Source organism: Streptomyces sp. HUAS 31 (assembly GCF_028198125.1).
Taxonomy (GTDB): Bacteria; Actinomycetota; Actinomycetes; order Streptomycetales; family Streptomycetaceae; genus Streptomyces; species Streptomyces chartreusis.
Map to the genome: position 1 here is coordinate 6069532 of NZ_CP116353.1, position 15217 is coordinate 6084748.

Sequence of the window (15217 nt, forward strand, 5' to 3'; positions counted from 1 at the left end):
GCAGGTATGGAATCGGGTATTTCTCCCCCTGCGGCCGCGCCCTCGCACCCGTCACCCTGGACCCATGCTGTACGGCTCCTATCCCCAGCCGCCCCTGGGCGCAGGTCATCTGAGCGTCGAGTACGAGCCCCGCCCCGCCGCGGTCGGCGAGGCCCGCGCGGCGGTCCGCCGGCAGCTGGAGGGATGGGGGCTCGCGGACCTCGACGACCTGGTGGACATGGCGGAACGTCTGGTGAGCGACCTCGCCGCGAACGCCCTGCGGCAGGCGGCGACCCGCTTCCGGCTCACCCTGTCCGCCGCGCACGGGATCCTGCGCTGCGAAGTGCGCGACGGGGTGGGCAAGACGGTGTGGTTCGAACTCGGCACATGCCGGTGCGCGCCGGGACTTGTCGTGGGCGGGTCGTTCCGCGGCGCGGACTGATCCGGTCCCGCCCCCTTGCCGGGTCCGCCTCTTTACGCTTTCTTGATCTGCATGGCGGACACCACAGGAAACCCCACGGACACTGAGGCATCCTCCGACTCCGACACCCCCTCGGGTAAGTCCCGTTGGCGCTACATCGGACCAGGCATCGTCGTCGCCGCGACCGGCGTCGGCGCCGGCGACCTGGTCGCCACCCTCATCGCGGGCAGCAACTTCGGCTACACCCTGCTGTGGGCCGCCGTCATCGGCTGCCTGGTCAAGATCTCCCTCGCCGAGGCGGCCGGACGCTGGCATCTGTCCACCGGCCGCACCCTGTTCGACGGCTGGGCGAGCCTCGGCCGCTGGACCATCTGGTTCTTCGGCGTCTACGCCGTGATCTGGGGCTTCGTCTACGGCGCGGCCGCCATGTCCTCCAGCGCGCTGCCGCTGCAGGCCCTGTTCCCGGACGTGATGGACCTTGAGTGGTGGGCCATCGCCTGCGGTCTGCTCGGCCTGGTCTTCGTCTGGTTCAACAAGTACGCGGTCTTCGAGAAGGTCATGACGGTCCTGGTGGGCGTCATGTTCGTGGTGACGGTGTATCTCGCGATCCGCGTCACGCCCAACCTCGGGGACGCCTTCGCCGGACTGCTGCCCGTCCTGCCCGACGAGAAGGACTCCGTCCTCAACACCCTGGGCCTGATCGGCGGCGTCGGCGGCACCATCACCCTTGCCGCGTACGGCTACTGGGTCAACGCCAAGGGCTGGACGAACACCGGCTGGATGAAGGTGATGCGGCTCGACAACCGCGTCGCGTACATCACCACCGGCATCTTCGTGGTCGCGATGCTCTTCGTCGGCGCGGAGCTGCTGCACTCCGCGAACGTGGCCATCGCGAGCGGCGACAAGGGGCTGCTCCAGCTCAGCGACATCCTGGAGGAGGAGTACGGCACGGCGACCGCCAAGTTCTTCCTGATCGGCTTCTTCGCCACCTCCTACACCTCCCTGATCGGCGTCTGGCACGGCGTGAGCCTGATGTTCGCGGACTTCGTGGCCCGCTTCCGCGGCGAGGGCGAGCTGAAGGGCGAGGAGGTCGCCTCCGGCGCACGCGAACGGTCCTGGCCGTTCCGCGCGTACCTGCTGTGGCTGACCTTCCCGCCCATCGTCCTGCTCTTCCAGGGCGAACCCTTCCGCCTGATCATCATCTACGGCGTCCTGGGCGCCGCCTTCCTGCCGTTCCTCGCCGGCACCCTGATCTGGCTCCTCAACTCCTCGCGCACGCCCGCGCCATGGCGCAACGGCCCGCTGAGCAACCTGATGCTGGCGGTCGCCGGGCTGCTGTTCCTGGTGCTGTGCGTGAAGCAGGTCTGGGACCAGCCGTGGTCGGAGTTCTTCTAGCGGTACCGGTCCCACTCGGGGCTCAGGGCGATCTCCCGGAGCTGTTCCTTGCTGAGGGCGGGGGTCTTCCGGGTCGGGGCGTCGTGCTGGGTCCCGGCGTTGAGGGTGCTGACGACGACCCGGAAGCCGTCGGTGCGCAGGGTGTCGACGGTCCACATCACGGCGCCCGCGACGCCCTTGTCGCCGCCGCTCTCACGGAAGGCGACCTTCGTGCCGTCGGGCAGGGTCTCGGAGTCGCCGCCGAACAGTTCGTCCGCCACGTCGCCCATGCCGTGCTGGACGTCGATCTGGACATAGCTGCGGCCCTTGCCGTCGTCGAGGACGAGGTAGGTGTAGTCGCTGCCCTTCTCGACGACCTCGATGCCCTTGGGCAGGAGCGGCCGCAGGGTGCCGAGGACCGCCTCGGTGCTCGGCTCCTCGGGGGCGTCGCCCGGCGTGGCCGTCGCCGTGGGCTTCGTGGGCTTCTTCGGGTCCTCGGGGATGGAGTCGGCGATCGTGCGCCACACCTGTGCCGTCACCAGCTCCTTCAACTCGGCCGTGGACAACGGGGGTGCGCTGCGGCTGACCGGGGCGCCCTTCTCGGCGGCGGCGTTCCACTCGCTGACGGAGATGTGCCGGCCGGTCGGGGTGAGAAGGTCGGCGGACCACAGCTTGGTGTCGACGCGCCGGTCGGGATACTCGTAGCCCTGGAACAGCTTGAGCAGGGATCCGTCGGGCAGCCGTTCGGTGACGCAGCTGTCGTGCGGGACCAGCGCCTTGTCCGGGCAGTCCGTCGTCTCACGGGCCCGGTCGCTGCCGGGCTCGATCCGGTCGAGGCTCACGCCCACGGCCGCGGGGCCCTTTCCGTCGTCGAACACGAGCCGGACGTACGGCAGCATCAGCGGGCCCTCGTCGGTGCCGCGGGCCTCCTGCCCGCTGAACTCGCCCTCGGGGAGCAGCCCTTCGAGCGCCTTGACCAGCCGACTGCCCTGCACGGGGGGCGCGGTCGGGGTGGCCGAGGACTGCTGCGCCACGTCGGAGCTCGACGGCCGCGGGGCCGGCGTGCCGTTCCAGGGCACCAGCAGCGCGCCGCCCACCCCGACCAGGGCGATACCGGCGGCGCCGCCGGCGACCGCGGCCCGGCGCCTGAGCCGCAGCCGGCGTCCCCGTGCCCGGCCGGCGTCGGCGAGCGCGGTGCGGTCGGCCTCGAAGCGGTCGCCGAGGTCGTGCAGGGCGTGACCGAGTTGCCCTTCGAAGTGTTCCTCGTCGTGTTCCACAGGCATGGCAAACCACCGTTCGTCGGGGTCGGGTCGTCGGGAGGGGGCCGTGGGGCCGGCAGGGCGTGGGTCAGGAGGTCGCGTACTCGCCGAGGTCCTCGCCGAGCAGCGCGCGCAGCCGCCCGAGCGCCCGGGTGCACCGCGTGCGCACCGCCGCGGAACTGGAGTTCAGCGCGTCCGCCGTCTCCTCGACCGAGCGGTCCTCCCAGTAGCGCAGGACGACGACCGCCCGGTCCTTCGCGGGCAGCCTGGCGAGCGCCTGGAGCAGCGTCAGCCGCAGCGGTACGTCACCGGGCCCGCCCTCGACCGCGTGCTCCGGCAGCACGTCGGTGGCCCGTTCGGTGCTGCTGCGCCGCCGCTGATGGGCGAGGAAGGTCCGGGTGAGGACGGTCTGCGCGTAGCCGGCGGGGTTCTCCGCCCGGGAGACCCGCGCCCAGCGGACGTACAGCCGCCCGAGGGTCTCCTGCACCAGGTCCTCGGCGAGATGGGTGTCCCCGGCGGTCAGCAGACAGGCCGAGCGGTACAGGTGCCCGGCCCTGGCCACCGCGAACTGCGCGTAGTCGTCCGCGCGGGCCTGGCTCATGCGTCCCCCTGCTGCTGTGCGCCGGCTGTTCGTGAGGTCCCCACCTCACTGATGCGGCGGGACGGGGAGAATGTTTCACCGCAGCACCGAGAAGTTCACCGCGAGCACGAGAGACCAGGACTCAGGACCCGACGGATGACCCAGCAGCCACCCCCACCCGGCCCGGGCTTCGGCCCACCCCCACCGCAGTACGCGCCGCAGAACGCGCCCGCGCAACCCCCGTACGCCCCCGCACCGCCCGGGTATGCCCCGGTCCCGCCCCAGCCGGTGCCGGCGGGCCCGGAGTTCCTGGCCGTCGACAAGCGCAACGCGGTCGTCGTGGACGCGTCCGGCGTCGTCTTCGAGATGTCGGCCTTCACGATGGAGTTCCGCTGGCCGGAGATCCAGGGCGTGCACTACAAGGCGAGTCCGGACGGCAGGGCCCTGATGGTGGCCGTGGTGCATCTGGACGGCCGGTTCTTCGAATGCGTGGTGGAGGCCAAGCCGCGGGCGCGGCTCCAGGAGTGGTTCCAGCAGCTGGCCTGGGTGCTCGGCCACTACCGGCCGATGGGGTGAGGGGCCGCCGCGCCTCACCCCACCGGGGTTGAGCGCGGTGGTTACGGCAGCGCGTGCACGTGCGGCCCCACCGCGTTGGACCAGGCGTTGCCCGCCGTCGCGTCCCAGTTCGTGGACCAGGTCATCGCGCCCCGGAGGTCGGGGTAGGTCCTGGACGGCTTGAACGAGCCGCAGTTGGTGCCCTTGGCCAGGCAGTCCAGGGCGTTGTTCACGACCGACGGCGCCACGTACCCGCTGCCCGCGCCCCGGGTCGAGGCCGGCAGACCGAGGCCGACCTGGGACGGGGCCAGGCCGCCCTCCAGCTGGATGCAGGCCAGGGCGGTCAGGAAGTCCACCGAGCCCTGGCTGTAGACCTTGCCGTCGCAGCCCAGCATGGAACCGCTGTTGTAGTACTGCATGTTGACGACCGTGAGGATGTCCTTGATGTTCAGGGCCGTCTGGAAGTAGGAGTTCGACGTCGACTGCATGTCGATGGTCTGCGGCGCCATCGTGATGATCAGCGACGAGCCGGCCTTCGACGACAGCGAGCGCAGGGCCTGCGTCATGTAGGTGGCGTTGAGGCCGTTCTCCAGGTCGATGTCGACGCCGTCGAAGCCGTACGTCTGCATCAGCGAGTACACCGAGTTCGCGAAGTTCGCCGCCGAGGCGGTGTCGTTCACGGCCACCGTGCCGCGCTCGCCGCCCACCGAGACGATGACCTTCTTCCCGGCGGCCTGCTTCGTCCTGATGTCCGCCTTGAACTGGTCGACGGTGTAGCCGCCCAGCCCGGCCGAGTCCAGGTTGAAGGTCACCGCGCCCGGTGTCGAGGTCGCGTCGGCGAAGGCGACCGCGATGATGTCGTACTGCGACTGCACGTCGGCGAGCTTCTGGACCGTGGCGCCGTTGTTGAAGTTCTGCCAGTAGCCGGTCACCGCGTGCTTGGGCAGCGCGGGACCCACCGGCCCGGCCGTGGTCGTCCCCGTCACGGCCGCCGACTTCGGCGACTCACCGGCCGAGTTGGTCGCCGTGACCTGGAACGAGTACGACGTCGAGGCGGCGAGCCCGGTCACGGTCGCGGACGTGCCGGTCACCGCGGTCACCTTGGTGCCGCCGCGGTAGACGTTGTAGCCGGTCGCACCCGAGACGGTGTTCCAGGCCAGGGACACCGACGAGGAGGACGTGCCCGACACCGCGAGCCCGCCCGGTGCGCCGGGGATCGTCGGGGTGGGGTCGGTGCCCCCGCCGCCGTCCGGGCCGAACACCGACAGGTCGTCCGCGTAGTAGGCCGCCTGCCCGTACCAGCCGTGCGTGTACACCGACACCGAGGTCGTCGACGCGCCGGTGGTGAAGGTGGTCGACAGCTGCTTCCAGGACGACGAGTCCGGCGTCCAGGTCGACACGTCGGTGGTGCCGGTGCCCGTGACGCCCAGGTAGGTGTAGCCGCCCTGGACCCAGGCGCTCAGCGTGTACGTCGAGTTGGGCTTGACGGCCACGGCCTGGGTGCAGCGGGCGTTGTCCTGCCCGGCCGGGGTCGCCTTCAGCGCGGTGGCGCCGCCGTGCACCGGGGAGGAGACGGTCGTGCCGCTGTTCGCGGAGCACGTCCAGTTGCTCAGGCCGGACTCGAAGCCGGCGTTCTTGGCGTTGTTGACGTCCGCGGCGGACGCGTGGCCCGCGCCGAGGAAGGTCAGGGAGAGGGCGGAGGCGACGGCCGCAGCCCAGAGGCGTGCCGGTCTGCCACGGCGCCCCTGTCGTCTAAGTATGAACATGTCAACCAAGTTGGTCCAGACCAATCCGGGTGTCAAGAGATTCCGGTCATGGAGAATTGGTGTGCGCAACCTGCCCCGTTTTGCCGTGAGTTGTGCGCAGAGAGTTCCTTCCCGGCTGCACAAACGCTGTTCTCCGGTCATCAACCCGTGGATACAGTGCTGAGATAGTCACGCAATGAAGTCATTCCGGTGCACCGCAGTAACACCGGTGCACCGGACCGGGCGGGAACGGGGAGCGACGCGTGCCAACTGCCATCGCCGTGACCAGCGCCGACATGGCGCTGCCGGCGCAGGACGAGCGAACCGTGCCCGCCGTCGTGCTCCAGGACCTCGACCGCGAGCCGCTGGAGCGGTCGTTGGCGGGCATGCAGACACTCGTCGAGCAGCACGGCCATGTGATCGTCCTCTGCTCGACCGCCGTCTCCCGGGGCGTGCGGCAGCGGCTGCACACCGTACGGTCCCTGCTGGAGAGCGACCGGATCGCCGTCTTCCGTCCCGAACTGCCCCCGCTCGGACTGGCCGTCCTGGCCCGCCAGCTGCGCCAGCTCGCCTCCTGCGACCTCAGCCCCGGCGTCCTCGCCTCGGCCGGCCGGCTGCTCACCCACTACATACACGCCGGGGCGCTCCTCGGCTCCGTCACCCGGCTCGACCGCGTCCCCGTCGACCTCAAGTCGCACGCCAAGTCCTGGATGCCCGGCAGCCAGTTCGGCGTCCTCGCCCACCCCGCCCCGCAGCTTGTGCGCATCGCCCCCGGAGTCACCCTCCCCGGCCCGGAGTTCGGCACGTCGATGCTGGTCGCGCAGGGACAGCTGCAGTCCGACTGGGTCACCGCGACCCTGGCCAAGTCCTGGAACGCGCAGGGTCTGCGCGAGGTCGTCCTGCCCGCCGAGTCGGCCACCTGGTGGGGGACGGGCAAGCTCATCGAGTTCTGCGCCTACCTGCCCGAACTGTCGGTGCTTTACCAGCTCGTCACCTCGGTACGGCAGAACTCCTGTCACTGGTGCGGCATCGACGTCATCGGCGACCGCTGCGTCTTCTGCTCCGCCACCCCGCCCGTACACGAGCAACCGGCCCGCGCAGGCTGACCGGACCGAGCCCGATCCGACCGCCCCCGACCGATTCCCCCAATGAGGTTGCACGGTTCATGAACTCCCGTCAGCGCCGCGGCGTGATACTCCTGCTCCTGTCGCTCGTCTGCGCCCTCGGCGCCTTCGCCGGTGTCCTGTCCGTCATCAACGACGTGCAGTCCAAGGTCGGCCCGGAGGTCGACGCATACCGGCTCAAGAGAGACGTGGCGCCCTACACACCGCTCAGCGCGGGCCAGTTCGAGAAGATCGAGATGCCCGAGCGGTGGCTGTCGAAGAACGCGGTCACCAGCCTCCGCGAGATCCAGGGCAAGATCGCCGTCACGACCCTCAAAGCGGGCTCCCTGCTCCAGAGCGACATGATCGTCGACCAGCCGGCCCTGCAGACCGGCGAGCAGGAGCTCGCCATCATGATCGACGCCGCCACCGGTGTGGCCGGCAAGATCACCGCGGGCGCCAAGGTCAACGTGTACGCCACCTTCGAGGGCGCCCGTGACTCGGACCCCGACCAGTCCCGACTGATCGTGGAGAACGCCCGCGTCATCGACGTGGGCGAGCTGACCTCGCTCAAGCCCGACGAGGACGGCCGGCGCCGGGAGCCCACCGAGGCCGTGCCGATCACCTTCGCGCTGGAGCCGATCGACGCCCAGCGCCTGACGTACGCCGAGTCGTTCGCCGACGAGGTCCGGCTCGCCCTGGTGGCGCCCGGCTCCGACTCCGACATCCCCGCGACGAACCGCACGTACGAACTCGCCAAGGACAAGTGAGAGGCCCCCATGCCCACGAGGATCCTCCCGGCCGTCGGCGACGCGGACGCGGTCCGGTCCCTCACGACGCTGCTCAGCCAGCTCCCCGACGCCGAGCCGGTCGCCCCGGTCACCGACTCCACCCAGCTCGTCGACACCCTGGCCCGCCTGGCCGCCGAGTCCATCGACGAACTCCCCGAGGTCGTCGTCGTCCACGAACGCATCGGCCCCGTCCCGGCCCTGGAGCTCATCCGCGAGGTAGCCCTGCGCTTCCCCGCCGTCGGCGTCATCCTCGTCACCTCCGACGCCGGCCCCGGCCTCTTCCAGGCCGCCATGGACTACGGCGCGCGGGGCCTGGTGGCCCTGCCCCTGAGCTACGAGGAACTGGCCAGCCGGGTCAACGCGGTGGCCCAGTGGTCCATGGGCGTACGGCGCCATCTGGGCGCCGGCGGCGATGTGTTCAGCGGCGTCGGCGGCACCGTGGTCACGGTGAGCGGCGCGAAGGGCGGCGTCGGGGCCACCCTCGCGGCGATCCAACTGGCCCTGGCCGCCCAGGCGTCGGGCCGCAGCACCGCACTGCTCGACATGGACCTCCAGACCGGCGACATCGCCTCCTACCTGGACATCCAGTTCCGCCGCTCGGTCGTCGACCTCGCCGCCATCAACGACATCACACCGCGGGTCCTGGCGGACGCCGTGTTCCGGCACGACACGGGCGTGGCGCTGCTGCTCGCCCCCGGCGACGGCGAACGCGGCGAGGAGGTCACCGACCGGGCCGCCCGCCACATCGTCAGCGCCCTGCGCTCGCGCTACGAGGTCGTCGTCATCGACTGCGGCTCCCAGCTGTCGGGCGCGAGCGCGGCCGCCGTGGAGATGGCCGACACCGCCCTCCTCGTCACCACCCCCGACGTGGTCGCGGTGCGCGGCGCCAAGCGCACCGTGCGGATGTGGGACCGCCTCCAGATCCGCAAGGCGGAGGAGACCATGATCGTCGTCAACCGCCACACGCGCAGCGCCGAGATCCAGCCCGCCCTGATCCAGCGCATCACCGGCACGGCCATCGCCGCGACCGCCGTCCCCGCCGGCTTCAAGGAGCTCCAGGGCCCCGTCGACGCCGGCCGGGTGCACGAACTCGACCCCAAGAGCACGGTCAAGCAGGCGCTCTGGGCGCTCGCGGGGGAGCTGGGGCTGGTCAAGGGCACCGAGGCCGCGGTCCAGCCGCGCCGCAACGGCCGGGCGCGCGGCAGCGGCGGCGACCGGGCGGCGCTCACCTTCCGCAGGCGGAAGGAAATAGGGCGGTGAGGCGCAGCCGGGGCGACAGGGGTCAGGTGGCGGTCGAGTTCCTCGGGATGCTGCCGACGATCGTCATCACCCTGGTGCTGATGTGGCAGTTCGTGCTCGTGGGGTACACGTTCACGCTCGCGGGGAATGCTGCGGACGAGGCGGTCAGGGCGGGGACCGCGGCGGAGGGGCAGGCGGGCTGCGAGGAGGCGGGGCTGCAACACCTTCCGCAGGCGTGGCAGGGGGACGCCTCGGTGCAGTGCGGAGCGGGCGGCGGCTATGTCACGGCCGATGTGACGCTCCGGGTGCCGGTCCTCTTCCCCGGCGCGATCGGCTTCCCGTTCACGGTCGAGGGCCACGCCGGGGCCGTACAGGAGGAGAAGGACTGAGATGCCGTACCGACTCTTCCCCCGCCGTGCGGGCCGGGACCGCGGTCAGGTCGCCCTCGAATACCTCGGGTTCATCCCGGTCCTCATCCTCGTCGCGATGGCCGGTGTGCAGGTCGGGCTGATCGCCTACACCGCCCAGCAGGCGGGGACGGCGGCCAGGGCGGGGGCACGGGCCGCCTCCCTCGACGACAGCGCGCAGGACGGATGCGTCAACGCGATCAGCGACTGGCTGACCGTCGCCTGTTCCGAGGCGCAGGGAGGCGACGAGGTCACCGTCACCGCCACCGTCGACATCCCCTCGATCGTCCCCGGCTGGGACTTCGACCCCGCGCAGAAGACCGCCACCATGCCGCTCGACCACTGAACGAGGTACCCCCATGAGTCTGCGGTCCCGCATCAACACCCCGGAGGAGAACACCGGCCGGGGCGAGGACGGCCACCTGGTCTCCTCCTACCGGGCCAAGCTCCTGGAGGAGATCGACCTCGCGGAGATGAGCTCGCTGGCCGCGGCCGAGCGCCGGGCCCGCCTTGAGCGGGTGCTCGGGCACATCATCAGCCGCGAGGGCCCGGTGCTCTCGACCGTCGAGCGCTCGCAGCTCATCCGCAGGGTCGTCGACGAGGCACTCGGCCTCGGCATCCTGGAACCGCTCCTGGAGGACGCGTCGATCACCGAGATCATGGTGAACGGCCCGGACGCGATCTTCGTCGAACGCGCGGGCCGCGTCGAGCAGTTGCCGCTGCGCTTCCCCTCCCACGACCAGCTGATGCAGACCATCGAGCGGATCGTCTCCACGGTCAACCGGCGGGTCGACGAGTCCAACCCCATGGTGGACGCCCGCCTGCCCTCCGGCGAGCGCGTGAACGTCATCATCCCGCCGCTGTCCCTGACCGGCGCGACCCTCACCATCCGCCGCTTCCCGCGCTCCTTCACCCTGCACGAGATGACCGGCCTCGGCTCCCTCGACGAGCCCATGGTGTATCTGCTGGCCGGGCTCGTGCAGGCGAAGTTCAACATCATCGTCTCGGGCGCGACCGGCACCGGGAAGACGACCCTGCTGAACGCCCTGTCCGGGCTGATCCCCGAGTCCGAGCGCATCATCACCATCGAGGACTCCGCCGAACTCCAGCTCCAGCAGTCCCATGTGATCCGGCTGGAGTCCCGCCCGCCGAACGTCGAGGGCAAGGGCCAGATCACCATCCGCGACCTGGTCCGCAACTCCCTGCGCATGCGGCCCGACCGGATCGTCGTCGGTGAGGTCCGCGGCGGCGAGTCCCTCGACATGCTCCAGGCGATGTCGACCGGCCACGACGGCTCGCTGGCCACCGTCCACGCCAACAGTGCCGAGGACGCCCTGATGCGGCTGAAGACCCTCGCGTCCATGTCCGACGTCTCCGTCCCCTTCGAGGCGCTGCACGACCAGATCAACAGCGCCGTCGACGTGCTCATCCAGCTGACCCGGTTCCCGGACGGCGCCCGCCGGATCACCGAGATCGCCATCCTCGACAGCCACGGGGCGGAGCCGTACCGGCTGGCGACGGTCGCCCGCTTCCACGCCCAGCCCATGACGCCGGACGGCCGCGTGCACGGCGCCTTCGCGTACTTCCCGCTGCCCCGCCGCACCGCCGACCGCCTCTACATGGCGAGCCAGCCGATCCCGCAGGCCTTCGGCGTCGCCCAGTCACCGCTCGAGCTCGCCACCCGAGAAGCCAGGTAGGACCCCCCATGGACCTCCAGACCCGCATCACGCTCACCACCGGCGTCGCGCTCATGACCTGCGCGCTCGCCGTGGTGGGCGTACACGCCTACGCCGCCGGCCGGGCCCAGCGCCAGGCCCTGGTCGACCGGCTCTCCGCGACCGGCCAGCTCACCGGGGCCGGCGGCCGGCGGCGCCGCTTCGCCGACCTGGACCGGCGGCTGCGCCGGACGCGGCTGGGCAAGCAGCTGGAGCTGCGGCTGACGGCGACGGGCCTGGACGTCACCCCCGGCGAGTTCTTCGTCTACATGCTGGCGACGGTGGCCGGCCTGTGGCTGATCGGACAGGCCGCGCTGGCCCCCTTCTTCGGCCCGATCGCCGGCCTGCTGGGCGTGTGGGCCGCCGTCCAGTTCCTCAACTGGCAGCGGCAGAAGCGCATCGAGCAGTTCATCAACCAACTCCCCGAACTCGCACGCATCCTGGCCAACGCCGCCCATGCCGGACTCGCCCTGCGCACCGCGATCGGCCTGGCGGCGGAGGAGCTGGAGGCGCCGGCCGGCGAGGAACTCGCCAAGGTCTCCAACCAGCTCGCGCTGGGCGCCTCGATGGACGACGCCCTCGGCGAACTGGCCGAACGCCTCCCCTCCCGCGAACTGGTCGTCCTGGTGACCACGCTGGTGCTGTCCAACCGGGCCGGCGGCCAGGTGGTCAGCGCCCTGCGCAACCTCACCGAGACCCTGGAGGAACGCAAGGAGACCCGGCGCGAGGTCCGCACCCAGCTCTCGCAGGTCAGCATGACGTCGTACGCCGTCCCGGTCCTTGGCATCGGGTCGTTGTTCCTGATGAACGGGGTGAAGGACGGCGCCCTCGACCGGATGACCGGCTCGCCGCTCGGCCAGGCGGCGGTGCTGATCGCGTTCGGCCTCTACGCCGTGGGCTTCATCCTGATCCGCCGCATGTCGCGGATCGACGTCTGAGGGGCGGGGACGACTGATGGGAATCGGAATCCTCCTCGCGACGGTCATGGCCCTGGGCGTCTGGGGCGTCTTCGCCGCGATCCGCCTGTACCGGGCGGAGACCAGGCTGCCCAGCGACCTCGCGCTGGCCCTGGAGGTCGGCGCGACCCGCACCGGCGCCGTCGACTCGCTCGTCGACCGCATGGGCATGCGCTACGCGCCCGCCGTACTGCGCCTGATGGGCCCGAAACTGGTCGCCAGGTACCGCCGCAAGATCGACCTCGCGGGCAACCCCGGCGGCCTGACCATCGACCGCTACGCGGCCCGGCGCGCGGTGTACGGCTTCCTCGGCGCGGTCGGCTTCCTGGTGTTCCTGCTGCGCGGCCAGGTCCTGGTCGCACTGCTGCTCCTGGCGTTCGGCGCCTTCTGGACGGAGGTCGGCATCTGGTCGGCGATCCGGATCAGGAAGGACGAGATCGAGCGCACCCTGCCGGACTTCCTGGACGTCCTCGCGGTCGTCGTCAGCGCGGGCCTGGGCTTCCGCCAGGCGCTCGACCGGGTCGCCTCCAGGTACGAGGGCCCCTGGGCCGACGAACTGCGCATCACCCTGCGCCAGATGGACCTCGGCATGAGCCGCCGCCAGGCCTTCGCGGAACTGCGTCGCAGGAACGACTCCGAACAGGTGGCGATGTTCGTGACGGCGCTCCAGCAGGGCGAGGAGCTCGGCGCGCCGATCGTGGACACCCTGGTCGCCCTGGCCAAGGACATGCGCCGCACCGACGCCCAGAACGCCCGCCGGAAGGCGGCCCGCGCGGTCCCCAGGGCCACGCTGATGATCACGACGTTCATGGTCCCGGCGACGATGATCCTGCTGGGGGCGGGGCTGCTGCTGGGGTCGGGCACGGACTTCGGGTCGCTGACGGGGGAGTAGAGGGGAGGGGCCGTGGCGGGCATGCCGTTGAGGATGAGGACCGGGACGGGAGCGGGGCCGGACGCGCGGACGTCGCGGTTCGGCCTCGGGTTCCCGCGCGGGGGCCGGCTGTCCCGGCGCTCCGGACATGCCGCGCGCGGCGAGCTCCCCGGGCGGACCGAGCCGGCCGTGACGATACCGCTCCAGGTCAACGCCCTTCAGGCGATGTGCCGTCAGGTCTTCGGCTTCCGGCTCGCCATGATCGCCCTCTCGGCGCCGGCCGCCCTGCTCAACGCGGCGCCGGGGCTCGGCACCCGGCTGATGGGCGCGGCGGTCGTGGTCACCTTCATGGGCTCCTACGCCCTGTTCCGTGACTGGGAACGCTTCGGCCCGCTCCTCCTGCGCCACCCCACCCTCCTGGCCGCCGACACCCTCTTCACCTCCCTGCTGCTCGTCTCCGCCGGCCCGGACACGACCCTGGCCTACGTCAGCGTCTGCACCCCGCTCCTGGCCGGCATCGTCTACGGCTACCGGGGCGCCGCTCTCTTCGCGAGCGTGCAGTCCCTGATCCTGCTCCTTGCCTACGCCATCAACACCGACGCGAGATCGGCGAGCCTCGCGGACAAGCTGCTCCTGCCGGGCCTGTGCGTCATCACGGGCGCGCTGGGTTCGACCCTGCGCAACCTCATGCTCCGCTTCGGCACGGCCACCCAGGCCCTGACGACGGTCCAGGCACGCCTCGCGGTCACCGAGGCGGTGGGCGCGGAACGGGCCCGGCTGGCCCGCGAGATGCACGACTCGGTGGCGAAGACCCTGCACGGCGTGGCCCTGGCCGCCGACGGCCTTGCGGCCTCCGCGGCGACGGCCCCGATGGACCCGGCCCGCATCCGGGAACAGGCGGAACTGGTCGCCCGCTCCGCCCGCAGAGCGGCCGCGGAGTCCCGGGAACTCCTCGCGGACCTGCGCCGCGAGTCCGACCCGGACCGGATGACGGACGTCACCCCCGAACTGACGAGACAGACCGACGACTTCACGGCCCGCACGGGCCTACCGGCGACGTACGGCCCGACGGGCGACGCCCCCGCGCCTCCCGTTCCGCCCGCAGTGGCCCGCCAGCTCCTCACCATCACGGCGGAGGCCATGGAGAACGCCCACCGCCACGCCGACGCCACGAAGGTGGAGGTGCGGGCCGGCGTCCAGGACGAGGTGCTCCGCCTCACCGTCCGGGACGACGGCCGCGGCCTGCCGCCCGGCACCACCCTCGAACAGCTCCGCCGTACCGGCCACTTCGGCCTCCTCGGCATGGCCGAACGAGCCTCCTCGATAGGCGCCCGCATCCACTTCGGCAAGGGCATCCACGCCCGCGGCACGGAGGTCCGCCTGGAACTGCCGCTGGCGGCCCTCACGACGACGAAGGCGACCAACCCATGAAGACGGCCCAGTCACCCCCGCCCGCCACGCCCCTGCGCCTGGTGGTGGCCGACGACAACCCCGTGGTCCGGGCGGGCCTGAGAGCCCTGCTCTCCGCGCACGCCGACATAAGGGTCGTGGCCGAGGCGACGAACGGCCACGAGGCCTACGAGGAGGCCCGCCACCACCGCCCCGACCTGATCCTCCTGGACGTACGGATGCCGGGCACGGACGGCATCACCGCCCTTCCGCATCTCGTGCGGATCGCGCCGGTGATGATGCTGACGTACAGCGGGGAGTCGGAGACGGTCCGCGAGGCGCTGCGGCTCGGGGCCTCCGGTTATCTGGTCCACGGCGAGTTCACGGCGGACGAACTGATCGAGGCCGTACGGGAGATCAGGGCGGGCAGGACCCGGCTCACACCCACGGCGGCGGCTGCGGCAACGGCTTCGCTCGCTCAAGCAAACGATGAACTCCCAACTGTTACAGGGAATTCCCTCGAATCGCTTTCGCAAGTGCAATCAAATGTGGGACAGTCGTCCCCGTACCGGTCACGGTTCCGGCTGAGCAGGAGGGAGGCGGAGATCATGGACCTCATCGCGGCGGGCATGAACAACCAGCAGATCGCCGCCACCTGCTTCATCAGCGAGAAGACGGTCAAGAACCACATCAACCGGATCTTCGCCAAACTCCACAGCACGAGCCGAGCGGAGGCCGCCGCCAAGTGGCTCGGCACGGCTCCTGGTTCACACCAGGGACGGAGCTGACCGGCGATGACGGAGCGACGGTTTTCGGCCGAGGCCCGGAATTGG

The 15217-nt window shown here is 71.1% G+C and carries 16 protein-coding genes; 13 read left to right on the top strand and 3 right to left on the bottom strand.

The window, feature by feature from the left end; translation table 11 throughout:
* Nucleotides 1–64: 64 nt before the first annotated feature.
* Together PGH47_RS27195 and PGH47_RS27200 are read left to right on the top strand one after the other, a co-directional pair.
* A complete protein-coding gene (locus tag PGH47_RS27195; RefSeq protein ID WP_107903569.1) occupies nt 65–421 on the top strand; it encodes a hypothetical protein in 357 nt (118 codons plus the stop codon).
* A gap of 51 nt (nt 422–472) precedes the next feature.
* Nucleotides 473–1795: an Nramp family divalent metal transporter gene (locus PGH47_RS27200; protein WP_271665588.1), complete on the top strand. Its 1323-nt coding sequence runs from the start codon at nt 473–475 to the stop codon at nt 1793–1795.
* Here PGH47_RS27200 and PGH47_RS27205 read toward each other — a convergent pair.
* Together PGH47_RS27205 and PGH47_RS27210 are read right to left on the bottom strand one after the other, a co-directional pair.
* Nucleotides 1792–3057 (bottom strand): hypothetical protein, encoded by a 1266-nt coding sequence (locus tag PGH47_RS27205; protein ID WP_271665589.1) that lies wholly within the window; start codon nt 3055–3057, stop codon nt 1792–1794. The two genes, PGH47_RS27200 and PGH47_RS27205, sit on opposite strands and share 4 nt — an antisense overlap.
* A 64-nt stretch (nt 3058–3121) precedes the next feature.
* Nucleotides 3122–3634, bottom strand: a complete 513-nt coding sequence (locus PGH47_RS27210; protein ID WP_271665590.1) for a SigE family RNA polymerase sigma factor — start codon at nt 3632–3634, stop codon at nt 3122–3124.
* Nucleotides 3635–3769: 135 nt separating this feature from the next.
* On the opposite strand from PGH47_RS27210, the gene PGH47_RS27215 reads away from it, so the two are divergent.
* A complete protein-coding gene (locus tag PGH47_RS27215) occupies nt 3770–4189 on the top strand; it encodes a hypothetical protein (RefSeq protein WP_271665591.1) in 420 nt (139 codons plus the stop codon).
* A 41-nt stretch (nt 4190–4230) separates the two neighbouring features.
* On the opposite strand, the gene PGH47_RS27220 is transcribed toward PGH47_RS27215, so the two are convergent.
* Entirely contained in the window at nt 4231–5934 is a 1704-nt protein-coding gene (locus tag PGH47_RS27220) for a chitinase (RefSeq protein ID WP_271665592.1), read from the bottom strand.
* A 275-nt stretch (nt 5935–6209) separates the two neighbouring features.
* Here PGH47_RS27220 and PGH47_RS27225 point away from each other — a divergent pair, with 275 nt between their 5' ends.
* Genes PGH47_RS27225 through PGH47_RS27270 form a run of 10 tightly spaced genes read left to right on the top strand, consistent with a single transcriptional unit; the run spans nt 6210 to nt 15172 of the window.
* On the top strand, nt 6210–7019 hold the full coding sequence (locus PGH47_RS27225) for a hypothetical protein (protein WP_271668169.1): 810 nt from the start codon (nt 6210–6212) through the stop codon (nt 7017–7019).
* Between the two features lie 59 nt (nt 7020–7078).
* Nucleotides 7079–7786: a Flp pilus assembly protein CpaB gene (gene cpaB, locus PGH47_RS27230; RefSeq protein WP_271665593.1), complete on the top strand. Its 708-nt coding sequence runs from the start codon at nt 7079–7081 to the stop codon at nt 7784–7786.
* Nucleotides 7787–7795: 9 nt separating this feature from the next.
* Nucleotides 7796–9067 (top strand): AAA family ATPase, encoded by a 1272-nt coding sequence (locus PGH47_RS27235; protein WP_271665594.1) that lies wholly within the window; start codon nt 7796–7798, stop codon nt 9065–9067.
* Nucleotides 9064–9435, top strand: a complete 372-nt coding sequence (locus PGH47_RS27240; protein WP_271665595.1) for a TadE/TadG family type IV pilus assembly protein — start codon at nt 9064–9066, stop codon at nt 9433–9435. Before PGH47_RS27235 ends, PGH47_RS27240 begins: the two co-directional genes overlap by 4 nt.
* Nucleotide 9436: 1 nt before the next feature.
* Nucleotides 9437–9799, top strand: a complete 363-nt coding sequence (locus PGH47_RS27245) for a TadE/TadG family type IV pilus assembly protein (RefSeq protein ID WP_271665596.1) — start codon at nt 9437–9439, stop codon at nt 9797–9799.
* Between the two features lie 13 nt (nt 9800–9812).
* Nucleotides 9813–11150: a CpaF family protein gene (locus PGH47_RS27250; protein ID WP_269645322.1), complete on the top strand. Its 1338-nt coding sequence runs from the start codon at nt 9813–9815 to the stop codon at nt 11148–11150.
* An 8-nt stretch (nt 11151–11158) separates the two neighbouring features.
* The gene (locus tag PGH47_RS27255; RefSeq protein ID WP_271665597.1) at nt 11159–12106 is read left to right on the top strand and encodes a type II secretion system F family protein; all 948 of its coding nucleotides are present in this window, start codon (nt 11159–11161) and stop codon (nt 12104–12106) included.
* Between the two features lie 16 nt (nt 12107–12122).
* A complete protein-coding gene (locus tag PGH47_RS27260) occupies nt 12123–13016 on the top strand; it encodes a DUF5936 domain-containing protein (RefSeq protein ID WP_030961375.1) in 894 nt (297 codons plus the stop codon).
* Between the two features lie 33 nt (nt 13017–13049).
* The gene (locus tag PGH47_RS27265; protein ID WP_333938106.1) at nt 13050–14426 is read left to right on the top strand and encodes a sensor histidine kinase; all 1377 of its coding nucleotides are present in this window, start codon (nt 13050–13052) and stop codon (nt 14424–14426) included.
* On the top strand, nt 14423–15172 hold the full coding sequence (locus tag PGH47_RS27270) for a response regulator (protein ID WP_271665598.1): 750 nt from the start codon (nt 14423–14425) through the stop codon (nt 15170–15172). The genes PGH47_RS27265 and PGH47_RS27270 overlap by 4 nt, the downstream gene beginning before the upstream one ends.
* The last annotated feature ends 45 nt before the right edge of the window (nt 15173–15217 follow it).